Below are 22,856 nucleotides of genomic sequence, written 5' to 3'. Positions count from 1 at the left end.
CCCGCCTGGCAAAACCCCATTCCCAAACCTTTTCGGGTGCCCAAGGGGGTTTCCCCACCGTCGGCCGGGCAGGGTGAGCGGGCGGCCCGGGAGCGGCTCAGCCGTGGCGGCCGGTGTGCCAGGCGTGCCACGCGTAGGCCTGCGCGTCCGTGAGCGACGCCACCTGGTCGACGACCACGCGAAGCCGGGCCGCGTCGTCCGAGGCGGCCTCCCACGCGGGCAGGAACAGGCCGTCCAGCGCGTCGGGCGCGCGGCGGCACAGCGCGACGACCAGCTCGGCGAGCATCTGACGCTGGCCGTCCTGCATCGCGAGCCGCCGCTTGTCGCTCATCACGTACCGCAGCGCGAGCGCCTTGAGCAACGCGACCTCGGCCGCGACCTGCTCCGGAATGACCAGCCGCGCCGCGTAGCGGCTCAGCGGCCCTTCGCCGTACACCTCCCGTGTCGCGCCGACGACCGCTGTCGCGAACCGGCCGACCAGCTCGCTCGTCAGGCGTTTCAACGCGATCTGCGCCTTGAGTGACCCGTCCGGCCCCGGTTCGCTGAGCTCGGCGACCACCGGCAGGTCGAGCAGTTCCTTCGCCGCACCCTCCAAAGTGGACTGCGACCGGTGCGAAAACCTTCGCGCCGCCTCGGCCACCGCCGCGCGTTCCTCCGCGTCGGCCAGCACCCGCAACGAGATGCGGCCCGCCAGCACCCCGTCTTCGACGTCGTGCACGGAATAGGCGACGTCGTCGGACCAGTCCATGATCTGTGCTTCCAGGCAGGTGCGGCGCTCAGGCGCACCTTCCCGGACCCACGCGAACACCTCGGCGTCGTCGGCGTAGACGCCGTACTTCGCATTGCCTTCTTCCCGTGGCCACGGGTACTTCATCGAGGCGTCGAGACAGGCGCGGGTGAGGTTCAGCCCGCCCACGAGCCCGCCTTCGAGCAGGACCTTGGGCTCCAGCCTGGTCAGGATCCGCAACGTCTGCGCGTTGCCCTCGAAACCACCGCACGGCTGGGCGACCTCGTTCAGCGCGCGCTCGCCGTTGTGCCCGAACGGCGGATGCCCGATGTCGTGCGCGAGGCCGGCCGTGTCCACCAGATCGGGATCCGCGCCCAGCTCGTCCGCGATCCCCCTGCCGATCTGGGCGACTTCCAGCGAATGCGTCAGCCGGGTGCGGGGCACGCCGCTGACCTCGGCCCCTTCGCCTGGGCCGACCACCTGCGTCTTGCCCGCCAGCCGGCGCAGAGCGGCCGAGTGCAGCACTCGGGCGCGATCACGGGCGAAGGCGCTCCGCCCGTCCGCGGCGCCTTCCAACGCCGCGCCCTTGGGCCGCTCGGGCAGCAGGCGCGCCCTGTCGGCCTCGGTGTAGGTGTCCACCCGACCAGACTAAACGTGCTCACCGACACTTATCGGGCGTCAGACCTCGCCGGTACCGAACAGACTCTCCGCCGGCGACTTCGTCAGGCGGTAGTACAGCAGCGCGCCGGTCTCGCGGACGATGTAGCGCGCCTGCGTCTCGCGGGTCTGCACGATCGGGCCGCGATGGGTGGGCGACGTCCAGGTCTCGAGCCCGAGGTCGTCGGCCATCACCCGCGCGCGGAAGGAGTGCCACGGGTCGCTGACCAGCACCGCGGTCTTCCAACCCCGTTTCCACACCTGCTCGGCGACCGCGCGGAGGCTTCGCAGGGTGTCCCTGCCCTCACCGACCGGCAGGGTCGCCGACGTGGGCACGCCGCGTTTGCGCAGCCACTGCGCGCCCGCGTGCGCCTCGGTGTAGTTGTCGTCGGCCTTCTTGCCGCCCGCGGTGACGATCACCTTCGCCACGCCCTGGTCGTACAGCGTCTTCGCCTTGGCCAGCCGGGCCTGGAAGATCTCCGACGGCCTGCCGTTGTACTGGGCCGCGCCGAGCACCACGATGACGTCGGCCTCCTCGCGCACGTCCTCGCGCGCGACCTGCCAGACCCGGAACGCCGTTCCGCCGATCACCGCGACGACGACCAGCAGGAATCCCGCCACGATCCGGCGCACCCAGTTCGCGCGAGTCGGTTTCGTCCGTTCGGCGGTACTCACGCGGGTGATTCTCGCAGAGCGGGGAGTCGATCTCAGAGCCAGCCGTGCTCTTCCGCGAGCCGCACCGCCTCGGCCCGGGTCCGCGCCCCGGTCTTGCCCATCGCGGCCGAAAGATGGTTGCGCACGGTGCCCTCGGAAAGGTGCAGCGCACGGGCGACGTCGGCCACCGTGCGGCCGTCCTTGGCGGCCCTGAGGACATCGTGTTCGCGTCCGGTGAGCGGGCTCGCGCCGGTGGCGAGCGATTCCGCGGCGAGCGCGGGATCGACCACCCGGAGCCCGCCGTGGACCCGGCGGACGGCGTCCACGAGTTGCTCGGGCGGCGCGTCCTTGACGACGAATCCCGCGGCACCCGCGGCCATCGCCCGCGAGAGATAACCGGGCCTGCCGAAGGTGGTGCAGATGATGATCCGGCACAGCGGAAGCGCGCCGTGCAGTTCGGCGGCGGCTTCGAGACCGTCCTTGCCCGGCATCTGGACGTCGAGCAGCGCGACGTCCGGGGCGGTCTCCTTCGCCCGTTGGAGCACTTCGTCTCCCGAGCCGACCTGGGCGACCACCTCGATGTCGGCTTCGAGGCCGAGCACGGTGGCCAGCGCCCCGCGCACCATCGCCTGGTCGTCGGCGAGCAGGACCCGGATCACGAGCAGCCTCCAGTGGGTTCGGAGAGTGGCGCGAGCGCGCCGCTCCGCAAGGCGGACTCGGGTACCTCCGCCCGGACGAGCCATCCTCCCCCAGGTGGCGTGGTGGCGGTCAAGGTCCCGCCGACCGCGTCCAACCGTTCGGTGAGCCCCCGCAGGCCGTTCCCCACCGTCGCGTCGCCACCTTCACCGTCGTCCTCGACCTCCAGCCAGTTCTCACCGAACCGGACACTCACCCGCTCCGCCCCGGAATGCCGGATCACGTTGGTGACCGCTTCCCTCAGCACGTAACCGAAAGTGCGCTGGAGGGCGGGATCGACGTTGTCCACCGCGTGCGGCAGATCCGCGTCGATCTCGGCCGCCCGCAACGCCGCCCGCGCCCCGGCGATCTCCGCCGACAGCGACACTTCGCGGTACTCCGACACCGTGGCCCGGATGTCCGAGAGCGCGCTGCGGGTCAGGCCCTCGACCTCGCGGATCTCCTGCAGCGCGCGGGGGTCGTCCTTGCCGCTCTCCAGGATCCGGCGGGCGAGCCCGGCCTTGACCGTGATGGTGGTGAGACTGTGGCCGAGGATGTCGTGCAGATCCCGCGCCAGGCGCTCGCGTTCGCCCGCCACCGCGAGCGTCGCGATCTCCTGGTTCGCTGCCTCCAGTTTCCGCACCGCGCGGACCAGGTTCGCCATGAAGAACATCGCCGCCGTGATGGAGGTGACCGCCACCAGGTCCCCGAAGTCGTCCTTCCCGATGACCAGGTGGACGGCCAGCACCACCAGCAGCGCGCCGCCGTCCAGGATCAGCGCCCACGCCGGCGGCAACGTGAAGGCCAGCACCGCCGTCGCGTAGATCAGGATGTACGGGTTGTTGCCGTGCAGGAACACCAGGGTGAGGCCGATGAGCAGCATCACCACCGAAAAGACGTAGGTCGTCTTCCGCCGGGAAGGCCGGAGGCTGAGCGGGAACAGCACGTAGCAGGAGCCGTAGACGAGCAGGAGCGCGGCGATCACCAGTTCTTTCCCGGTCGCCCCGTCGGTGGCCAGATCGACCGCCGCGGGGACGAAGCCGGGCACGATGAAGGCGAGACCGAAGAACACCCACCGCCTCGGCCGGGGACCCCGGCCGGTTCGCGGCGGCATGTCCGCCCACCAGTTCTCCCGGCTGTTCAAGCCCGTCTCGACCCTGCCCGGGTAGTCGCTCACCGGTTCACCCATTTCTCAGACCCGCGCACTGTCCTTACGGTAACGCCTGATCACCAGCGCCCCGAGGACCGCGGTCCACGCCGCCAGCACGCCGAGCGCGGCCGGGAGGCTCACCGTGAGCTGGTCGGTGACGACCGGGCGGACCAGCTGGATCAGCCAGTACGTCGGCGTCACCTGCGCGATGTCGGCCATCCACGACGGCATCCCGTCGATCGGGATCCACAGGCCGCCGAGGAAACCCATGCCCATCATGACGATCATGTTCAGCGGCTGCATCGACTCGGGCGTGCCGAACTGGCCGAGCAGGAGGCCGAGCAGCACCAGCGGGATCGCGCCGAGCCAGATGCCCGCCACCAGCCGAAGCCAGCCGGCGGCGTCGAGGTGGACCCCCTGGAAGAGGACGCCGACCAGCGGGACGACGAGCAGTGACGGAAGGGCGACGAGCATCGCCGAGAGCGCCTTGCCGCCGAGGTAACCCGCGCCGGTCAGCGGGGTCAGCCGCAGCTGGCGCTGCCAGCCGGTGGACCGCTCGATGGCGAGTTTCGCGCCGCTCGTCATCGCGGCGGAGAAGGCCCCGAAGGCCATCATGTTGACCATGATCACGCCGGCGAAGCTCGCGTCGCCCGCAACGAAAACGTTGGACTGCAACAGGAACATCAGCACGGGGAAGGCGACGGCGAAGAGCACGAACCTGGTCGAGCGGAAGGTGCGGACGATCTCGGTCTTGAGATAGGTCGGGTTCATCGGACGGCTTCCTCGCTGGTCGTCAGGGAAAGGAACGCGCCTTCGAGGCCGACGGCGCTGATCTCGATGTCGTGCGCTTCGGGCACGTGGCTCAGCAACGCCCGCAGCGTCGCGTCCGAATCGGAACTGGAGATCGCCACGCGGCCGGCGCGGATCTCGAAACCGGTGACCGCGGGCAGCGCCGCGATCACCGGCTCCGCCGCCGCGGGCACCGCCGTGCGGATCGTGCGTCCCCCGGCCAGCGCACGGACCTGCGCCACCGAACCGTCCGCGACGATCCGCCCCGACCGCATCAGCACGACACGGTCGGCGAACTCTTCGGCCTCTTCGAGATAGTGGGTCGCGAACAGGACCGTGCGACCGGAGTTCGTGTACTCGTACATGGACTTCCAGAACTCGCGGCGCGTGCCGACGTCCATCGCGGCGGTCGGCTCGTCGAGGATCAGCAGATCGGGGTCGCTCACGAGCGCGACGGCGAACCGGACGCGTTGTTTCTGCCCACCGGAAAGCTTGGTGGAGCGCCGGTTCGCGATGTCCTCGATCCCGGCGCGGCGCAACGCCTCGCGCACGGGCATCGGCTCGCGGTGCAGCGCCGCGACCATGCCGACGGTCTCGGCGACCGTGAGATCCTCGACGAGCGCGCCGCCCTGCAGCATCGCGCCGATCATCCCGTCGCCGACCGCGTCACCCGGCTCCCGCCCGAAGACGGTCACGGAGCCGCTGTCGGACTTCGAGAGTCCCAGGATCATGTCGACGGTGGTGGACTTGCCCGCGCCGTTGGGTCCGAGGAGGGCGACCACCTCGCCCGGCGCGATCGTCAGGTCCACGCCGTCGACGGCATGGACGTCGCCGTAGTGCTTACGCAGGCCGGAAAGCCGGACCGCCGCCCCCGCGCTGATGTCTTGTTCTCGCATACCCAGAGCTTGTCGCGGCCGGGCGGTCCGGGCGTGGGCCGCGCGTCACGACCTGAGGGTGACAGTTGTCAGGGGTGAGGGCTCGGCGCCGATGGCGATGTTGCGAAAGCCACTTTCGCAACCTTGCGCTCGCGTGCGCGATGGGACGACACGCGTGATTGGACGGACGACACACGTGTCCAGACGGACGTCTCGCGGCGGAGCCCGGTCGCGATCGTGTCGTCCGTCCAGTCACGCGTGTCGTCCACCCAGTCACACGAAGGTAAGTACGTGAAGGCCCCCTTCACTGCGCCTAACGCAATGAAGGGGGCCTTCACGTACTTCCAGCCGGGTGTCAGGCGCCGATCAGACGTCCCGCCAGGTAAGACTCGAGCTTGTCGATCGCGACCCGCTCCTGCGCCATGGTGTCGCGCTCCCGCACGGTCACCGCGTGGTCGTTGAGCGAGTCGAAGTCGACGGTGACGCAGTACGGCGTCCCGATCTCGTCCTGGCGCCGGTAGCGGCGGCCGATCGCGCCGGCGTCGTCGAAGTCGACGTTCCAGTGCTTGCGCAGCGCCGCGGCGACGTCACGCGCCTTCGGCGTGAGATCGGCGTTGCGCGACAACGGGAGCACGGCGACCTTGAACGGCGCGAGCCGGTAGTCCAGCTTGAGCACCGCGCGGGTATCGGTGCTGCCCTTGGCGTTCGGCACCTCTTCCTCGTGGTAGGCGTCGACGAGGAACGCCATCATCGACCGGCCGACACCGGCCGCGGGCTCGATGACGAACGGGCGGAACCGCTGCTTCGTGGCCTGGTCGAAGAACGACAGGTCGACGCCGGAGTGGTTCGAGTGCGTCGTGAGGTCGAAGTCGGTGCGGTTCGCGATACCTTCGAGCTCGCCCCATTCCTGGCCCGCGTTGAACGCGAAGCGGTACTCGATGTCGACGGTGCGCTTCGAGTAGTGGGAGAGCTTTTCCTTCGGGTGCTCGTAGAGGCGGAGGTTGTCCGCCTTGATCCCGAGGTCCTTGTACCACTCGGTGCGCGCGTCGATCCAGTACTGGTGCCAGGTCTCGTCCTCGCCCGGCTCGACGAAGAACTCCATCTCCATCTGCTCGAACTCGCGCGTGCGGAAGATGAAGTTGCCCGGCGTGATCTCGTTCCGGAACGACTTGCCGATCTGGCCGATGCCGAACGGCGGCTTCTTGCGCGCCGCGGTCTGCACGTTGAGGAAGTTGATGAAGATGCCCTGCGCGGTCTCCGGGCGGAGGTAGTGCACGCCTTCCTCGGACTCGACCGGCCCGAGGTAGGTCTTCAGCATCATGTTGAAGTCACGCGGCGCGGTGTACTGCCCGCGGGTGCCGCAGTTCGGGCACGGCACCTCGGACAGGTCGTCCTCGGACACCTCCTTGCCCGAGCGGGCGGAGAAGTCCTCGGCCAGCTGGTCGGCGCGGAAACGCTTGTGGCAGGACAGACATTCGATCAGCGGGTCGGTGAAGACGTCGAGGTGACCCGACGCGACCCACACCTGGCGCGGCAGGATCACCGAGGAGTCGAGGCCGACGACGTCGTCGCGGCTCTGCACGACGGTCTTCCACCACTGGCGCTTGATGTTGTCCTTGAGTTCGACACCGAGGGGCCCGTAGTCCCACGCCGACTTGGTACCGCCGTAGATCTCTCCACACGGGAAAACGAAGCCTCGACGCTTGCACAGGCTGACGACGGTCTCAATGGTGTTGGCGGGCACTCCACGCTCCGAAGCATGCGGGGACGGGTATGGGCTAGAAGGACAAGACTAACCGCCCGTCCCCGCAGGACCTCCGGCGAGGTCAAACCGCTGTCAGGGCCTGCTGACCAAGGAGGCGGTGACGATGCGGTTGTCCTCGTAACCGTCGGTCCCGCCGACGTACTCGCCACCGCAGGTGACCAGCACCAGCCGATGCGGGCCGTCCGGCCCGAACAGCTTCTCCGCCTGCTCGGCCAGCTTCGTCTTGTGCACGGTGACGACCTCGCCGATCTTGTAGACCCATTTGCCGCCGTCGGTGTCGACGACGTCGACCTGCTGGCCGGTCTTGAGCCGCCACAGCTCGTCGAACGGGCCCTTCTTCCCCTTCCAGTTCACATGCCCGGAAAGCAGGGATGCGCCCTGGTCGGCGCCCAGTTTCGCGCCCCACCAGGTGGCTTCGTCGAGACCCTCGGGGATGGGGAGGGTCCCGTCCGCGGTCAGCTCCTTGCGGATCAGTTTCGCCGTGCCGCCGCCGGGAAGGCGGACCGTGCCGGGCGCCTGTCCCGTGTCGGCCGGGGCCTGCGCCGCCTCTCCCGCGGACGTGTTCGCCTGGTCCTGGACGGCCGCGACGACCGGATCACTCTTTTCAGTGAACCCCAGCCCGGTGAAAACCAGCACCGCGACCACGGCCGCCACCACGAAGAGCGCGGCACCGATGAGGATCACCCCCAGGCTGGAGCGCTTTTTCGGCTGCTCCTCGCTCGCCGCGGCGGCGTCGTCCACGTCAAACTGTCCCACCATCGGGTATTACTCCTTGCTCGCGTCAAGCCGCCGGAGCGGCCGGTGTCGCTAGACACGCGACGCGAGCCGCGAGTGGTTGCACCGACTTCCCGCATTTCGTCCTCTGAATGCGGTAGTTGCACACGCAAGGACCGCATTCAGAGGACGAAATGCGGGAATCAGGCGGGCGGCCCGGAAACGGGAGTGGCGACGACGACCCGGTTGTCCCGGTAGCCGTCCGTTCCCCCGAGGTAGTCACCACCGCAGGTGACCAGCACCAGCCGGTGCGGCCCGCGCTGCGCGAACAGCTTCGCCGCCTGCGCGGGCAGCTCGTTCTTGTGCACGGTGACGACTTCGCGTACGCGATAGACCCAGATGCCGCCCGCGGCGTCGCTGACGGCCACCTCCTGGCCCTCGCGCATCCGCCACAGCTCGTCGAACGGCCCTTTGACGCCGCCCCAGTTGACGTGCCCGGAGATCAGCGACGTACCCGCTTCCGCGCCGAGCCGCGCACCCCACCACGCCGCGCCGCCGAGACCGCGCGGGATCGGGAGGACGCCCTGGGAGGTGACCTCGGAGCGGACGAGTTTCGCCGACCCGCCTTCGGGCAGGCGGATCGTGCCGGGCCGCTGCCCCCGTTTCGCGTTGTCGGCGGGTAGCGCCAAGGGGGCACCGTCCTCACCCGGCATGACCGCGGGTTCCGCGAACGAGACCTCCGGTTCCGCCGGGATCCAGGTCAGTACGACCACGCCCGCCGAGATGGCCAGCGCGGTGACGACGGCGGACAGTCCCGCCAGCCAGGACCGCACGGCGCCGCTACTCCTCCCGCACCGGCACGGGCTTGCGACGGCGGAGCAGCAGCATGGCCGCGGCGCCGATCACGATGCCGCCGCCCAGCAGCCCGAGCCCGACCACGGTCCGCGTCGAGTCCGCGGTCTGCGGCGGGACACCGCCCGCGGGCACCGTCCCCGGCACCGCGGGCTGCGCGGGCGCCGCGCCCGGTCCCGTACCGCCGGCGGGCTTCGCCACGAAGTTCCTCGGGATCGCGCAGCTCACGCCGCCGAGCACGATCGTCGTGCGGGCTTCGCGCAGATCCTTGCCCGTCTCGTCGCGCACGTGGGTGACGACGTCCACCTTCCAGCCCGCGACCGCGGTCACGTCACCGGCGCGCCAGCCGTCCTGCCGGATGAGCTGGTCGAAGGCGGTCACCCGGGTCACGGTCAGGTCGGAGGTGGTCTTGTCCTTGCTGAGTTTCTCGTTCTTGACCATCGACGGCGGGCCGAGCTTGAGTCCCTTGACGTCGACGCCCGAAGCGCCGGACGGCTTGAGGTCGCCGTTCTCGTCCCGGACCCAGATCTTGCCCGCGCTCGTCGACGACGTCGCCTTGCCCGGCGCGGCACAGTCGACGGAACTCTTCGCGCCTTCGAGCACCAGGACGGTGTTGTCGACCGGCTTCGCGCCGCCGCGTCCGTTGTCGATCAGGGCGTAGTTGGTCTCCGCGACCGCCGTCGGGACCGTGGTCTGCTGCAGCGCGGCGACCACGTTGTGATCGCGGCTGGCGATCCCGGCCGGGAACGGGCTCTGCGCGTCGAAGCGGCCCAGGTTGATGACCCATTTGTCACCGAGCGTGCTCTGCTCGCCGGCGTCGCGCGGGACGACGGTGCGGTCGGGGGAGAGTTTCGACTGACCGGGGGTCAACGGCGAGCGCTGGGTCTCGGTGATCAGCGATCCCGGGTTCCCGATGCGCACCGACGCCACGTTCGCGAACGACACGGGGCCGGTCTTCTCATCGACGGCCTGCGTCGTCTGCGCCGAGGCGAGCCCCGGAACCGACGCCAAAGCGACGGCCGCGGTCGCGGCGGCCAGCTTCGTCACGAAACGAGTCATGTCTCCCCACTGCCTTCTCCGGGCGCTCAGAGCGCGGTCGTCAGCGAGAAGCGACGAAACGCTCCGCGACAACCTTGCACCGTTGGCGACGACATGCGAAGCGGAATGGTCATTTCTTTGCGAACTCACCCGAATGGAGCAGTAACGTCGCCCCCGGGTGGTCGCCCGGTCGGCGAACAGACCACCCGGGGGCGGGAACACTAAGATGGGCAGGACTGTTACTGGCAATGACTTCGGAAATCATGATGGACATGGAGGCGGCGATGGCTACGGTGACCCCGGACTCGGCCGCCGCGGGCCTCGCGGAAGACCCCGGACCGCATTCGTCGGCCCGTCCCCCCGCCGAACCCGCCGTGTCGGCCTCGCCCGCCGTCCTCGCGGACGCGGGTGACCTGCTCCGGGCGCTCGCCGCACCCGTGCGTATCGCCATCGTGCTGCAACTGCGTAACGCGGACCGGTGCGTCCACGAACTGGTGGACACGCTCGATGTCGCGCAGCCGCTGATCAGCCAGCACCTGCGGGTGCTGAAGACCGCGGGTGTCGTACAGGGTGAGCGACGCGGCCGTGAGGTGGTGTACCGGCTGGTCGACGATCACCTTGCGCATATCGTGGTGGACGCCGTAGCCCACGTTCAGGAGGGGAAGTGAGCATGAGTCCGACGACGGCCAACAGTTCCGCGCCGGTGCCGGGACGCCGGTCGACGAAACAGCGGGCCGCCGTGGTCGAGCTGCTCAAGGAGATCGACGACTTCCGTTCCGCCCAGGAACTGCACGACGAGCTGCGCAAACGCGGCGACGGGATCGGGCTCACCACGGTGTACCGGACCTTGCAGTCGCTCTCGGAGGCCGGGGAGATCGACGTCCTGCGCACCGACACGGGCGAGGCCATCTACCGGCGCTGCTCGTCGCACCACCACCATCACCTGGTGTGCCGGATCTGCGGCAGCACCGTCGAGGTCGAGGGCCCGGCCGTGGAGCGCTGGGCCGAGAAGATCGCTTCGGAGCACGGTTTCTCCGACATCAGCCACACCGTGGAGATCGTCGGGACCTGCTCGAACCACTGACGAGCTGTGCGTCTCGTGAGTGGTAAGGACGGTTAGAACCGTCCTTACCACTCACGAGGCGACCCAGTCGGATCAGTACTCGTAGGGGTCCTTCGGCGCCGGCACCTGCCGAACCGAAGCGAGCGTCAGGTCCGGCATGTAGCTGTTCTCCCGCACCGCGGTCCCCGGCACGACCGTCCCGGTGACCTCCAGCCAGGTGTCGTTCCCGAAGCCCGACACGCCCTCGCCCACCATCCGCACGGTGATCGGGAAGGCGTCGGCGGCACAGCAGCCGATCACCATCCGCGCCAGCATCGTGTTGCCCTCGTTGTGCACCACGAACCCGGACAGCCGCACCGTCCGCCCGTTCAGGCTCCCGCTCTTGTCCCAGCCCGCCCGGCTGACGAACTCGTTGACCTCCAACGGGACCACGTCCCCGGCGGGCAGCGGCGGGAAGGCGGCCGCGTTGCTCGCCGAAGCGCTTTGCGGCGCCCTCGCCTCCGTGCGGGTCACCGAATCGGCGCCCAGCGCGGGCGGCGCGACCAGGAACACGGCCAGCACCGGCACCATCAGCAACCAGGCCGACCGGGTGTTGTGGTCGTGCGCGTGGACGTCCCCGGACACGGCGGCCGCGGCCCGCGCGGCCAGCAGGTCGCGGACGATCGCGACCGCGCCCAGCGCGACCATCACCGCGCCGCCGGCGATGATCCACGGCTGCTGCGCGGGTTTCACGTAGCGCAGGTAGTCGCCGTTGATCGTGATCTTGAGCAGCGCCCCGCCGAGCAGGATCAGCAGGATGTTCTGGGTCTCGCGTTTCACACGCCACCTCCGAGGATCAGCGTGCCCGAGACGACCGCGCAGCTGAGCGCGACGACGAACGTCACGGGCGCGAACCGCAGCGCGAACGACTTGCCGAAGGTGCCGGTCTGCAGCGCGAACAGCTTCACGTCGATCGCGGGCCCGACCACCAGGAACACCAGTTTCGGCAGCAGCGGCATCGCGGTCAGCGACGCGGCGACGAAGGCGTCGGCCTCGCTGCACAGCGCCAGCACGACGGCGAGCACGGCCATCACCAGCACCCCGAGCACGATCTGCTCACCCAGCACCCCGAACCACTTGGCGGGCACCAGCACGTTCATCGCGGCGGCGATCATCGCGCCGAGCACGAGGAACCCGCCCGCCTCGACCAGGTCCCCCCGCGCGGTCTCGGCGAAGGTCTTCCAGCGCGAGCCGTGCCGGACCTCGGGAAGGCGCCGCAAAGCGCGCTCCGCGATCCAGTCGAGCTTGCCCCACTTCGCCCACAGCCAGCCCATCACCATCGCCGTGGCGAGCGAACCGGCGAACCGGGCGAACACCATCTCCGGGTTCCCCGGGAACGCCACCGCGGTGGCGACCAGCACCACCGGGTTGACCGCGGGCGCGGCCAGCAGGAACGTCAGCGCGGCCGCGGGCGCGACGCCCTGCCCGATCAGCCGCCGCGCGACCGGCACCGACGCGCACTCACACCCCGGCAGGGCGACCCCGGCCAGCCCCGCGACGCCGACCGCCGCACCGGCCCGGCGCGGAAGCACCTTCTCCAGCACCCGCGCGGGCACGAACGCCGCGATCGCGCCGCTGATCAGCACCCCGAGCACGAGGAACGGCAGTGCCTGCACGCAGACCGCGACGAACACCGTCGAGCCGGTCCGCAGCGCGGGCACGTCGAACACCTGCTGGAGCCAGCTCTGCCCGAGGATCGCGATCAGCAGGATCGCGCAGAGCACCTCGATCGAGGTGATCTTGAACCGCCGGGCGGGCTTCCGCTCCGGGGCGCTCCTGGAAATGGTTTCCATGCGCGCGATGATGCCAGGTGACCCAGCGTTCCGGCGGTCACTCCCCGGGAGCGGTCCCCAGCAGGTCCGAACGCAGCTGCGACGCGGTCGAGACGACCAGCATGAGCAGCGTTCCGAGCGGTGAGGGATCCATGCCCTCGGCCGGGAACGCGTACCTCAGCGTGATGTCGATGCCCTTCTCCGAGCGCACGACCCCGAGCGTCCCGAACAGGCCCTGCCCGGCGCGTTCCGCCGCCGAGGCCGCGATCGCCGGGTCGTCCGGCAGATCCCAGGCGACGACGCAGGTCAGGCTCAGCACGGTCAGCCCTTCGGCCAGCCGGGTCGCCTGGATGACGCACGGGACGTCCGCGTGCGAGAAGGTCAGCGCGCCGTCGTCGTCGACGTGGACTTCGAGATAGCGCTCGAGGGCTTCCCGTGCCGACGTCAGCAACGCCGCCGTGTCGGCTGCTTCGGTAGTCATGCCTTCCCTTCGGAAGCCTTGTCGATGGCCCCGCCGAAGCGGCGGTCCCGTTTCGCGAACTCGAGGCAGGCCCGCCACAGGTGGGTGCGGTCGAAGTCCGGGAAGAGCGTGTCCTGGTAGACCATCTCGGCGTAGGCCGACTGCCAGAGCAGGAAGTTCGACGTGCGCTGCTCCCCCGACGGCCGCAGGAACAGGTCCACGTCCGGCATGTCGGGCTGGTACAGGTACTTCCCGATGGTCTTCTCGGTGACCTTGTCCGGGTTCAGCTTCCCGTCGGCGACGTCCTGCGCGATCCGGCGCATGGCATCACCCAGTTCGGCACGGCCGCCGTAGTTGACGCACATGGTCATGTTCAGCGCCGTGTTGTGCTTGGTCTTCTCCTCGGCGACCTGCAGTTCCTTGATGACACTCGCCCACAGTTTGGGACGGCGGCCCGCCCAGCGGATGCGGACGCCGATCGAACCGAGGTAGTCGACCTGGCGGCGGATGGTGTCGCGGTTGAAGCCCATCAGGAAGCGGACCTCCTCCGGGCTCCGCTTCCAGTTCTCGGTGGAGAACGCGTACACCGACAGCCATTTGACCCCGAGCTCCACGGCACCGCTGGCGACGTCGATCATCACCGCTTCACCGCGTTTGTGGCCTTCGATCCGCGGCAGTCCCCGCTGGTTGGCCCAGCGGCCGTTGCCGTCCATCACCAGCGCGACATGCTTCGGGAGGAGTTCCTTGGGGATCTCCGGCGGCCGGGCGCCGGACGGATGCGGCTCCGGCGCGCGAAGTTCGAATTGTGACGCCTTGTTCTCGCGTCCCCTGCGCAGCACCTTCGAGCCTCCTGATCGAGCGAATCTGTGCCTGCGACCCTACTGCGCCTGCGTGCTGGTCTCCCGCGCACGCCTCTCCACCAGCGGCAGCGACCGCAACTGGCGCTCCAGATGCCACTGCAGATGGGCCGCGACCAGGCCGGACGCGTCCCGCCGCGGCACCGGCTGCGAAGCTTCGGCCACCGGCCACTCGCCGTGCAGGAGCGCCGCCAGCAGCGTCAGCACCTCCGGGGAAGGGTGGACACAGCCGGGGACCCGGCAATCCGGGCACATCGAGCCACCGGCGGACACGCTGAACGCCTTGTGCGGCCCCGGCAGGCCGCAGCGGGCGCATTCGGTGATCGCGGGCGCCCAGCCGGCGTAAGCCATGGCCCGCAGGAAGAAGGCGTCGAGGATGAGGGAACTGTCCCGTTCCCCGCCCGCGAGCGCGCGAAGCGCCCCGACGACGAGCATGTACAGCTTGAGCACCGGCTCGCCCTCTTCTGCGGACAACCGGTCCGCGGTCTCGGCGATGGCGCTCGCGGCGGTGTAACGCTGGTAATCGGCCACCAGCGGCAGCGCGAAGGCGTCGACCGTCTCGACCTGGGTGATCACGTCGAGCGAGCGGCCGGTGTAGAACTGGACGTCGACGTGGCCGAACGGCTCCAGCCGGGCCCCGAAACGCGATGACGTCCGACGCACGCCTTTCGCGACCGCACGGACCTTGCCGTGCCGCCGCGTGAGGAGGGTGACGATCCGGTCGGCCTCACCCAGCTTGTGCGTCCGCAACACCACTCCGGTGTCGCGATAGAGGTTCACCACCCCGACATCGTCCCACCCGGGACCGACATCGGGGTGGTGCGCCCCGGAATCAGCAGTAGCGGCCGTAGCAGCTCGGCACGGACGCGGCCGCGACGATCGAGATGATGATCATCACGATGGCGAACACGCAGCCGAGGCCGCCGATGATCGACGCGATCATGCACATGGTCCGCGTCGACCGTGACGCGTCCGCGGCGGCGGCGTAGTTGCCCTGCATCTTGTAGGTGTTGACCTCGTTGGACTTCATGATCGCGAAGATCGCGATGATCCAGCAGAGGAAGATGCAGCCGATCGCCCAGCCCTTGTAGTCCTTGATGGCGTTGATGTCGCCACCACCGCCCGGCATACCGCCCGGAGCGCCGTAAGGGGAAGGCTGGCCGTACGGAGCGGGCTGACCGTAGGGAGCGGGCATGCCACCGGAGGGCGGCCCATAGCCAGGCTGCTGTCCGTAGGGCTGCTGCTGGCCGTAGGGGTTGGTCATGAAAGTGGTCCTCGTCGTTCTTTCGGCTACGGGTCGGGCTAGATGCTCACGGCGACCAGGACGATCCAGAGAATGGAGAACAGGCAGCCGACCCCGCCGATGATCGAGGCGATCATGCACATGGTCTTCGTCGACTTCGACGCGTCCATGGCGGCGGCGTAGTTGCCCTGCATCTTGTAGGTGTTGACCTCGTTGGACTTCATGATCGCGAAGATCGCGATGATCCAGCAGAGGAAGATGCAGCCGATCGCCCAGCCCTTGTAGTCCGGGATCGAGTTGATGTCACCGCCACCACCGGGCATCCCGCCCGGAGCACCGTAGGGGGCGGGCTGACCGTACGGCGCGGGCTGGCCATACGGCGCCGGCTGGCCGTACGGCATCGGGTTCGGGCCGGAAGGCTGGCCGTACGGCGCGGGCGTGGCGCCGGACGGGGGTCCGTATCCGGGCTGAGGCTGCTGGCCATAGGGCTGCTGGCCGGGGCCGGGCTGCTGGCCGTACGGGTTCGTCATCGGGTTCCCCACTTGTGTCGTGCTTCCCGGCGGGTGGATCCCGCCGGTCGTTCCTTACTGCTGCGGTGTGCCGGGCCCGTTGGGCCCATCCGCTCCGGGCAACTGCTGCCTCAGCTGCTCCGGGGTGATCTTCTGCGTCGGCTCGGCTTCGTCGAACCCGGACGGCGCCTGCTGAGGTTGCTGTCCCGGGCGGAGGACCTGCGTCGGCTCGGCCTCGCCCAGGGCCGGTCCAGGCTGGGACTCCGCGGACGGCGCCGCGGTTCCCTGCGGCTGCTGACCGAACGGCTGGGACGGTTGCTGCCCGAACGCGTGTGGCTGCTGGGACTGCTGGGGCGCGCCGAACGGCTGCTGCGGTTGCTGGCCGAACGGCGAGGGCGGCGCGGGGAACGACGACGAAGCCGGCTGCGGCGGCGCGGGGAATCCCGGCGTCTGGCCGAACGGCGCCGACGCGGGCACGGCGTCGGCCTCACCCGGCACGACGACGGTGCTGAGGATCTTGTCGGCGAACGTCTGGTTCTTCTCGTCCCACAGCGGCCAGAGATAACCGAGACCGCAGACCCAGCCGTCGAGGTTGTGGCACAGATCCCGGACGAAAGCCATCAGCGGGCCGATCGGCTGCCCGTCGCTCTCGCGGACGAGCTTGATCTTCAGGATCTTCTTGCCGAGCGATTGGCCGGTGGTGCCCATCTTGATCCACCGGTTGTAGACGGTCCAAGCGAAGCCCGCGAGATAACCGAGACCGGCGATGAACAGGCCGAGCGTGTCAGGCCCGATCGCCGAGATGATCATGCCGATGATCGGGAGCACGACGATCGGGCCGAAGTCGATGAGCGTCGCGCCCGCGCGCACGCCCCAGTGGGCGTAGTCGGTCTGCGGGCCGAACTGGGTGGGCTGACCGAACGGCGAGGGCTGACCCTGCTGCCCGAACGGGGACGGCTGGCCCGGCTGCTGGCCGAACGGCGACTGCGGCTGCGCGCCGAACGGCTGGCCCGGCTGCTGGCCGAACGGGGACTGCGGCTGTTGCCCGAACGGCGAAGACTGGTCACCCTGCTGCGGCTGCTGCCCGAAGGGCGAAGCCTGTTCGCCGGGCGCCTGCTGACCGAACGGCGAAGGCTGGCCACCCAGCTGCGGCTGCTGCCCGAAGGGCGAAGCCTGCTCGCCCGGCTGCTGCTGGCCGAACGGCGAGGGCTGTTCTCCCGACGGCTGTCCGAACGGCTGGTGCGGCTGCGGTGACTGCTGCTGCCCGTCCCCGGATCCGGGCGGCGGCTGCTGTCCCGGCGGCTGCTGGCCGTAGGGAGTGGTCATCGAAATCCCCTCGCTGGTTGCGGCGACCCGGGCTGAATGTACGGCATGGGTACACACCGAGCAGACCGGTGCGCGGGAGCGTACTCGGTACCACCGACGATCCGGGCCTCGGCCCGGCACTCACACGTAGAGCGAGGTGAACGGGGCGAAGGGCAGGTTACGGATGACGAACCAGACGACGAACACGACACCGAACGCGAGCGGCGTCCAGCGCCAGTGCAGCCAGCTGTTCACCGCACGGCCACGGAGCCTGCCGACCGCCCAGGCGACGGTGCTCCAGACGAGCAGCAGAAGGACCACAAAGGACACCGCGTTGTAGTGCAGCGCGGCGGGGATGTCCCCGTGCAGCGCGCTGTAGACCATGCGCATGCCGCCACAGCCCGGACAGGCGATGCCCAGCAAGGTCTTGGTGGGACAGACCGGAAGCGGTCCGCCCGGAGTGGTGGGATCACCCAGCCAGAGGACGACGCAGCCGAGCCCCGCGCCGGCGGCGATGGCCAGGGGTGGCCCCAGCGCGCGGGCCTTCGCCTTGAACCCGCGCGCCGGGAATCCCGTGTAGACGGACGTCGTCACGGCGTGAAGCTTCCCGCCGACGCGCCGATGATGACCATCACCACGATGAAGATGATGTACAGCAGGAAGAGCACGCCCGTGGAGATCGCTCCCCACATGGACCACTTCTTCGCGTCGTCGGCGGCCTTCTGGGCTTCGGCGTGGAAGCCCTGCGACCACAACGTCTGTACCTGGCTCGACTTCACGATCGCCACGATACCCAGCGGCAAGCAGCACAACACCGTGCAGAGAATGGCCCAGACCAGGTTGTTGTCCGGCGGCGGGCCGTAGCCCGGCATGCCACCGTAGTACGGCTGCTGCGGCGGTGGCCCGCCCGGAGGCGGGTAGTTCGGGTACTGGTCGGTCATGAGGTCTCCCCCTCGATCGCCTCGATCAGCGGTAGGTGTTCATGTCGACGGAGGTCGCGAAGACACCCAGCACGAAGACGAGGATGACGTACAGGATGGCGAGCACGACACCGACGATCGCCGCGATGATCGACCACTTCTTGGCCGCTTCGGCCGCTTCCTGCGCCGCGGCGGGCTGGCCCTGCGCCCAGAGGGTGTTCACCTGGTTCGCCTTGACGATGGCGACGATACCGAACGGCAGGCAGCACAGGATCGTGGTGAGGATCGCCCACACCAGGTTGTTGTTGGGCGGCGGGCCGGGGTTGTTGAAGCCGCCACCGCCCTGAGGGTCGCCGGAGTAGTTGGGCAGGCCCTGGTTGTCGGTCATTTACCGCTTTCCCTTCACGAATGAGATGTGGAACTACGACCCGGGCGCGCCGCCCGATCAGCGATCACCGGAGTCAAGGGTTGAGACTCTAAGGTCACCCGTCCGGTTCCACACCATCAACCGGTCTCCGCGACCGAATCGAGACATTCCGTTCAGTCAGAAGCCCAGCCGACGCAACTGACGAGGGTCGCGCTGCCACTCTTTGGCGACCTTGATGTGCAGGTCGAGGTAGACCTTCGAGCCGAGAAGCCCCTCGATCTGCTGCCGGGCGCGGGCGCCGACGTCCTTGAGCCGCTCACCCTTGTGCCCGAGGATGATGCCCTTCTGACTCGGTCGTTCCACATAAAGGAACGCGTGCACGTCGATCATGTCGTCCCTGCCCTCGTGGGGCAGCATTTCCTCGACGGTGACGGCGATCGAATGCGGGAGTTCGTCCCGGACGCCCTCCAGTGCGGCCTCGCGGATCAGCTCGGCGACGAGGGTCTGCTCGGGTTCGTCGGTGAGTTCGCCGCCCGGGTACAGCTGCGGCCCTTCGGGAAGGTGCCGCACCAGCAGGTCCGAGAGCGCACCGACCTGGAAACCGTCCACAGCGGACACCGGGATCAGCTCGGCGAACTCCATGACCTCCTGCAGGGCGAGCAACTGCTCGGCGACCTGCTCGGGTTTCACGAGATCCGTTTTGGTGACGACGCCGATGACGGGTGTTCGCTTGGCGATCTTCTTGAGTTCGGCGGCGATGAACCGGTCACCGGGACCGACTTTTTCGTTGGCGGGCACACAAAGCCCGACAACGTCCACTTCGGACCAGGTCGAGTGGACGATGTCGTTCAGCCGCTCGCCGAGCAGCGTTCTCGGCCGGTGCAGCCCCGGCGTGTCGATGATCACCAGCTGGGCGTCGTCGCGGTGGACGATGCCGCGGATGGCGTGGCGGGTGGTCTGCGGTTTGCTGGAGGTGATCGCCACCTTGCTGCCGACGAGCGCGTTGGTCAGCGTCGACTTGCCCGCGTTGGGCCGTCCGACGAAGCAGGCGAATCCGGAACGATGCGGCTCGGCCATCAGCTCAGCACCTTGCCACTGGGATCCGCGAGATAGACGGGGGCGTCTTCGGCGATGTCCCGCACCGCCTGGAGGGAGGCGCCGTTCAGGAGGGCGTCACCGCTGACGACGACGGCGGCCTCGATTCCTTCGGCTCCACTCGAAACGGCGGCGGCGACGGCGGCCTGCAACGCGGTGAGCTTGAACGACGGCTGGTCGACCGTGCTCGCCGCGTAGGTGCGGCCGTCGGTGTCGCGGAGCGCGGCGCCTTCGGCGGCCTGGGTGCGGGCTCGCGCGGACCTGGCCAGGGTCACCAGCTTCTGGTCTTCGGCGTCCAGCTCAGGCATGTTCGACACTCCTGTCACTTTCCTCGGGCTGCGGGATCCGGGTCCGGCGCCTGCCCTGGGCAGGGTCGGTCACCGCGTCCGCGTCGGCGGGGTGGACGACCACCGTGGTGATCCGCATCCGCCCGCGCCGGTCCTTACCGCCTTCGGCGAACAGCCGAAGTCCGGCGACCTCGGCTTCGGCCCCCGGCAGCGGGACCCTACCCAGTCGCTCGGCGAGCAGCCCGCCCACGGTCTCCACGTCGTGGTCTTCGAGGTCGATCCCGAACAGTTCGCCCAGGTCGTCGATCGAGAGCCGGGACGAGACGCGGACCGCGCCGTTTTCGAGTTCTTCGACCTCGGGACGTTCGTCGGTGTCGGATTCGTCGGTGATCTCGCCGACGATCTCTTCGAGGATGTCCTCGATGGTGAGCAGGCCGGCGGTGCCGCCGTACTCGTCGACGGCGATCGCCATGTGGTTGTGGGAGACCTGCATCTCCTTGAGCAGATCGTCGAGCCGCTTGGAATCCGGCACGAAGCTCGCCTGGTTCATCAGCTCCTGGACCTGGCGCTGCGAGCCGCCCTCGGCCATGTACGCGGGCATGAGGTCCTTGATGTTGACCACGCCCACCACGTCGTCGACGGAGTCGCCGATCACCGGCAGCCGGGTGAACCCGGTCCGCAGGGCCAGCGCGAGCGCCTGGCGCACGGTCTTGTCGTGCTCGATCCAGACGATCTCCGTCCGCGGCACCATGACCTCGCGCGCGACGGTGTCACCGAGCTCGAACACCGAGTGGATCATCTCGCGTTCGGATTCCTCGACGACGCCGCGTTCCTGCGCGAGGTCGACCAGCTCCCGCAGCTCGACTTCGGAGGTGAACGGGCCTTCGCGGAAGCCGCGGCCGGGGGTGATGGCGTTACCGAGGACGATCAGCAGCCTGCTGAGCGGGCCGAGGATCGACCCGAGGACGCGGACGGGGCCCGCGACGACCAGGCCGATCCGGTACGGGTGCTGGCGGCCGAGGGTGCGCGGGCCGACCCCGATGAGCACGTAGCTCACCACGACCATCACGCCCGCGGCGACGACGACGGCGAGCCACAGCGGCTGGACCCAGCGGAGGACGTCGACGGTGACCAGCACGGTGGCGGTCAGCTCGCAGGTCATCCGCAGCAACAGGATCAGGTTGATGTGGCGGCGGCGTTCGGCGATGACCAGCGAAAGCTGGCGCGCGCCGGGCCTGCCGAGCCGCACGAGCCCGTCGGCGCGGGCCTTGGAGACCGTGCTGACCGCCGCGTCGGCGGCCGCGAACACCCCGGCGAGCAGGATCAGCGCGATGGCGATGATCAGCAGGGCCGCGGGACTACCCATTCCGGCGCCGCCTAGGCCGGGGGTTCGTCGGCGGGCACGGCGTCGAGGCCCGCGGTGCCGAGGAGCCTGTCGTCCGCGGAGCGCTGCGCGTCACGCTTGTTGAGCGCGGCCACGGCCGCCTGGAACTCGCCGAGGATCCGCTTCTGCAGGCCGAACATCTCGCGTTCCTCGGCCGGTTCGGCGTGGTCGTAGCCGAGCAGGTGCAGCACGCCGTGCGTGGTGAGCAGGTGCAGCTCGTCCATCAGCGAGTGACCCGCCGTCTTGGCCTGGTCCTTCGCGAACGCCGGGCACAGCACGATGTCGCCGAGCAGCGCGGGCGAGGCGTCCGGTGCGTCGGGGCGGCGTGACGAGTCGAGCTCGTCCATCGGGAAGGCCATCACGTCGGTGGGACCGGGCAGGTCCATCCACCGCTCGTGCAGGTCCTCCATCACCTCGAGGGTGACGAGCAGGATGGACAGCTCGGCGAGCGGGCTGACCTCCATCTTGTCGAGCGCGAAGCGGGCGGCCGACACGATGGAGGTCTCGTCGACGTTCACGCCCGATTCATTGGCGATCTCGATGCTCATGACCGGCGCTGCCCTTTCCAGCCGTTGCCCTGGTTCTGACGGCCCTGGTCCTGGCTGTCCTGCAGCGCCTGCCACTTCTCGTACGCGTCGACGATGTCGCCGACCAGCTTGTGCCGCACCACGTCCTGGCTGGTGAGCTGGGCGAAGTGCAGGTCCTCGACACCTTCGAGGATGTCGCGGACCACCCGCAGGCCGCTCTTCTGGCCGTTGGGGAGGTCGACCTGCGTGACGTCGCCGGTGACGACGATCTTGGCGCCGAACCCGAGCCGGGTGAGGAACATCTTCATCTGTTCCGGCGTGGTGTTCTGCGCTTCGTCGAGGATGATGAAGGCGTCGTTGAGGGTGCGGCCGCGCATGTACGCCAGCGGCGCGATCTCGATGGTGCCCGCCTGCATCAGCCGCGGGATCGACTCGGGCTCGACCATGTCGTGCAGCGCGTCGTAGAGCGGGCGCAGGTACGGGTCGATCTTCTCGTTGAGCGTGCCCGGCAGGTAGCCGAGGCGCTCACCGGCTTCGACCGCCGGGCGGGTCAGCACGATGCGCGTGACCTGCTTCGCCTGCAGTGCCTGGACGGCCTTCGCCATGGCGAGATACGTCTTGCCGGTACCGGCGGGGCCGATGCCGAAGACGATCGTGTGCTTGTCGATGGCGTCGACGTAGCGTTTCTGGTTGAGCGTCTTGGGCCGGATCGTCTTGCCGCGCCGGGAGATGATGTTCATGCTCAGCACTTCGGCCGGTGACTCGTGGTCACCGGTGGAGAGCATGCCCACGGTGCGGCGGACGGTGGCCGGGTCGACCTGCTGGCCGCGGCCGGCGAGCGTCACGAGTTCGGCGAAGACGCGCTCCGCGAAGGCGACGTCGGCGGGGGCGCCGGTCAGGGTGACCTCGTTGCCCCGGACGTGGACGTCGGCGGCGAGGAGTTCCTCGGCGACGCGGAGGTTTTCGTCCCTCGAGCCGAGCAGGCTGAGCGCGGCGGCGTCGGGGATGGGGAATCGGGACTGGGCCGCCTCGGTGATCGCGGCCTCGTCGGTCTTCGTCGGGATGACGTCCGCGGGAACGTCGGGTCGGGCGGCTTCACCCGGTACGGTTCCGGCCACGTGGCCTCGGGCCT

General features: G+C 69.2%; 29 protein-coding genes. 3 read left to right on the top strand and 26 right to left on the bottom strand.

Annotated features, from left to right (window positions below; translation table 11 throughout):
- Positions 1-97: 97 nt before the first annotated feature.
- The 10 genes from ACZ3HL_RS02630 to ACZ3HL_RS02585 form a co-directional block, all read right to left on the bottom strand.
- The gene (locus ACZ3HL_RS02630) at positions 98-1,366 is read right to left on the bottom strand and encodes a deoxyguanosinetriphosphate triphosphohydrolase (RefSeq protein WP_465528332.1); all 1,269 of its coding nucleotides are present in this window, start codon (positions 1,364-1,366) and stop codon (positions 98-100) included.
- A gap of 39 nt (positions 1,367-1,405) precedes the next feature.
- Entirely contained in the window at positions 1,406-2,059 is a 654-nt protein-coding gene (locus ACZ3HL_RS02625; RefSeq protein ID WP_465528330.1) for a YdcF family protein, read from the bottom strand.
- Between the two features lie 32 nt (positions 2,060-2,091).
- Entirely contained in the window at positions 2,092-2,697 is a 606-nt protein-coding gene (locus ACZ3HL_RS02620) for a response regulator transcription factor (RefSeq protein ID WP_457956588.1), read from the bottom strand.
- The gene (locus tag ACZ3HL_RS02615) at positions 2,694-3,890 is read right to left on the bottom strand and encodes a sensor histidine kinase (protein WP_465416222.1); all 1,197 of its coding nucleotides are present in this window, start codon (positions 3,888-3,890) and stop codon (positions 2,694-2,696) included. The genes ACZ3HL_RS02620 and ACZ3HL_RS02615 overlap by 4 nt, the downstream gene beginning before the upstream one ends.
- 15 nt (positions 3,891-3,905) lie before the next feature.
- Positions 3,906-4,634: an ABC transporter permease gene (locus ACZ3HL_RS02610; RefSeq protein ID WP_465528328.1), complete on the bottom strand. Its 729-nt coding sequence runs from the start codon at positions 4,632-4,634 to the stop codon at positions 3,906-3,908.
- Positions 4,631-5,548, bottom strand: coding sequence for an ABC transporter ATP-binding protein (locus ACZ3HL_RS02605; RefSeq protein ID WP_465528326.1), 918 nt, complete (start codon positions 5,546-5,548; stop codon positions 4,631-4,633). The genes ACZ3HL_RS02610 and ACZ3HL_RS02605 overlap by 4 nt, the downstream gene beginning before the upstream one ends.
- A gap of 334 nt (positions 5,549-5,882) precedes the next feature.
- On the bottom strand, positions 5,883-7,271 hold the full coding sequence (locus ACZ3HL_RS02600; RefSeq protein WP_034316415.1) for a glycine--tRNA ligase: 1,389 nt from the start codon (positions 7,269-7,271) through the stop codon (positions 5,883-5,885).
- 93 nt (positions 7,272-7,364) lie between these two features.
- Complete coding sequence (locus tag ACZ3HL_RS02595) at positions 7,365-8,051, bottom strand: class F sortase (RefSeq protein ID WP_465528324.1); 687 nt, start codon at positions 8,049-8,051, stop codon at positions 7,365-7,367.
- 158 nt (positions 8,052-8,209) lie between these two features.
- Positions 8,210-8,839 (bottom strand): class F sortase, encoded by a 630-nt coding sequence (locus ACZ3HL_RS02590; protein ID WP_465528322.1) that lies wholly within the window; start codon positions 8,837-8,839, stop codon positions 8,210-8,212.
- A 7-nt stretch (positions 8,840-8,846) separates the two neighbouring features.
- On the bottom strand, positions 8,847-9,917 hold the full coding sequence (locus ACZ3HL_RS02585) for a hypothetical protein (protein ID WP_465528320.1): 1,071 nt from the start codon (positions 9,915-9,917) through the stop codon (positions 8,847-8,849).
- 263 nt (positions 9,918-10,180) lie between these two features.
- On the opposite strand from ACZ3HL_RS02585, the gene ACZ3HL_RS02580 reads away from it, so the two are divergent.
- Together ACZ3HL_RS02580 and ACZ3HL_RS02575 are read left to right on the top strand one after the other, a co-directional pair.
- A complete protein-coding gene (locus ACZ3HL_RS02580; RefSeq protein ID WP_126729475.1) occupies positions 10,181-10,564 on the top strand; it encodes an ArsR/SmtB family transcription factor in 384 nt (127 codons plus the stop codon).
- Between the two features lie 2 nt (positions 10,565-10,566).
- The gene (locus ACZ3HL_RS02575) at positions 10,567-10,980 is read left to right on the top strand and encodes a Fur family transcriptional regulator (protein WP_034316411.1); all 414 of its coding nucleotides are present in this window, start codon (positions 10,567-10,569) and stop codon (positions 10,978-10,980) included.
- Between the two features lie 72 nt (positions 10,981-11,052).
- Here ACZ3HL_RS02575 and ACZ3HL_RS02570 read toward each other — a convergent pair whose 3' ends face one another.
- The 8 genes from ACZ3HL_RS02570 to ACZ3HL_RS02535 are packed head-to-tail and all read right to left on the bottom strand — an operon-like array spanning position 11,053 to position 16,709.
- Positions 11,053-11,778 carry a TIGR03943 family putative permease subunit gene (locus ACZ3HL_RS02570; RefSeq protein ID WP_465528318.1) on the bottom strand — a complete coding sequence of 242 codons (726 nt, stop codon included), beginning with the start codon at positions 11,776-11,778 and terminating at the stop codon, positions 11,053-11,055.
- Positions 11,775-12,791, bottom strand: a complete 1,017-nt coding sequence (locus ACZ3HL_RS02565) for a permease (protein ID WP_465528316.1) — start codon at positions 12,789-12,791, stop codon at positions 11,775-11,777. Before ACZ3HL_RS02565 ends, ACZ3HL_RS02570 begins: the two co-directional genes overlap by 4 nt.
- 37 nt (positions 12,792-12,828) lie before the next feature.
- The gene (locus ACZ3HL_RS02560; protein WP_005158775.1) at positions 12,829-13,251 is read right to left on the bottom strand and encodes a hypothetical protein; all 423 of its coding nucleotides are present in this window, start codon (positions 13,249-13,251) and stop codon (positions 12,829-12,831) included.
- Entirely contained in the window at positions 13,248-14,069 is an 822-nt protein-coding gene (locus ACZ3HL_RS02555) for an isoprenyl transferase (RefSeq protein WP_465528314.1), read from the bottom strand. The genes ACZ3HL_RS02560 and ACZ3HL_RS02555 overlap by 4 nt, the downstream gene beginning before the upstream one ends.
- Positions 14,070-14,108: 39 nt before the next feature.
- A complete protein-coding gene (gene recO / locus ACZ3HL_RS02550; RefSeq protein WP_125676128.1) occupies positions 14,109-14,870 on the bottom strand; it encodes a DNA repair protein RecO in 762 nt (253 codons plus the stop codon).
- A 49-nt stretch (positions 14,871-14,919) separates the two neighbouring features.
- The gene (locus ACZ3HL_RS02545; RefSeq protein WP_465416239.1) at positions 14,920-15,351 is read right to left on the bottom strand and encodes a CD225/dispanin family protein; all 432 of its coding nucleotides are present in this window, start codon (positions 15,349-15,351) and stop codon (positions 14,920-14,922) included.
- Positions 15,352-15,389: 38 nt separating this feature from the next.
- Entirely contained in the window at positions 15,390-15,860 is a 471-nt protein-coding gene (locus ACZ3HL_RS02540; protein ID WP_465416241.1) for a CD225/dispanin family protein, read from the bottom strand.
- A gap of 54 nt (positions 15,861-15,914) precedes the next feature.
- Entirely contained in the window at positions 15,915-16,709 is a 795-nt protein-coding gene (locus ACZ3HL_RS02535) for an RDD family protein (RefSeq protein WP_465528312.1), read from the bottom strand.
- Positions 16,710-16,715: 6 nt separating this feature from the next.
- Here ACZ3HL_RS02535 and ACZ3HL_RS02530 point away from each other — a divergent pair, with 6 nt between their 5' ends.
- Positions 16,716-17,093 (top strand): hypothetical protein, encoded by a 378-nt coding sequence (locus tag ACZ3HL_RS02530; RefSeq protein WP_465528310.1) that lies wholly within the window; start codon positions 16,716-16,718, stop codon positions 17,091-17,093.
- Positions 17,094-17,285: 192 nt separating this feature from the next.
- On the opposite strand, the gene ACZ3HL_RS02525 is transcribed toward ACZ3HL_RS02530, so the two are convergent.
- The 8 genes from ACZ3HL_RS02525 to ACZ3HL_RS02490 form a co-directional block, all read right to left on the bottom strand.
- Entirely contained in the window at positions 17,286-17,738 is a 453-nt protein-coding gene (locus tag ACZ3HL_RS02525) for a DUF2752 domain-containing protein (RefSeq protein WP_465416247.1), read from the bottom strand.
- A complete protein-coding gene (locus tag ACZ3HL_RS02520; protein ID WP_465416249.1) occupies positions 17,735-18,085 on the bottom strand; it encodes a CD225/dispanin family protein in 351 nt (116 codons plus the stop codon). Before ACZ3HL_RS02520 ends, ACZ3HL_RS02525 begins: the two co-directional genes overlap by 4 nt.
- Positions 18,086-18,110: 25 nt before the next feature.
- Positions 18,111-18,452: a CD225/dispanin family protein gene (locus ACZ3HL_RS02515; protein WP_465416251.1), complete on the bottom strand. Its 342-nt coding sequence runs from the start codon at positions 18,450-18,452 to the stop codon at positions 18,111-18,113.
- A 156-nt stretch (positions 18,453-18,608) separates the two neighbouring features.
- The gene (era, locus tag ACZ3HL_RS02510) at positions 18,609-19,508 is read right to left on the bottom strand and encodes a GTPase Era (RefSeq protein WP_016332464.1); all 900 of its coding nucleotides are present in this window, start codon (positions 19,506-19,508) and stop codon (positions 18,609-18,611) included.
- Positions 19,508-19,834 (bottom strand): cytidine deaminase, encoded by a 327-nt coding sequence (locus ACZ3HL_RS02505; RefSeq protein WP_192745782.1) that lies wholly within the window; start codon positions 19,832-19,834, stop codon positions 19,508-19,510. The genes era and ACZ3HL_RS02505 overlap by 1 nt, the downstream gene beginning before the upstream one ends.
- Complete coding sequence (locus tag ACZ3HL_RS02500) at positions 19,827-21,179, bottom strand: hemolysin family protein (protein ID WP_465528309.1); 1,353 nt, start codon at positions 21,177-21,179, stop codon at positions 19,827-19,829. The genes ACZ3HL_RS02505 and ACZ3HL_RS02500 overlap by 8 nt, the downstream gene beginning before the upstream one ends.
- 11 nt (positions 21,180-21,190) lie before the next feature.
- Positions 21,191-21,745 carry an rRNA maturation RNase YbeY gene (ybeY, locus tag ACZ3HL_RS02495; protein ID WP_126729494.1) on the bottom strand — a complete coding sequence of 185 codons (555 nt, stop codon included), beginning with the start codon at positions 21,743-21,745 and terminating at the stop codon, positions 21,191-21,193.
- On the bottom strand, positions 21,742-22,842 hold the full coding sequence (locus ACZ3HL_RS02490) for a PhoH family protein (protein WP_465528308.1): 1,101 nt from the start codon (positions 22,840-22,842) through the stop codon (positions 21,742-21,744). Before ACZ3HL_RS02490 ends, ybeY begins: the two co-directional genes overlap by 4 nt.
- Positions 22,843-22,856: the final 14 nt, after the last annotated feature.

The sequence above is a fragment of the Amycolatopsis sp. NPDC000009 genome, from assembly GCF_055563465.1.
This window is presented reverse-complemented; position numbering and strand designations above follow the sequence as displayed.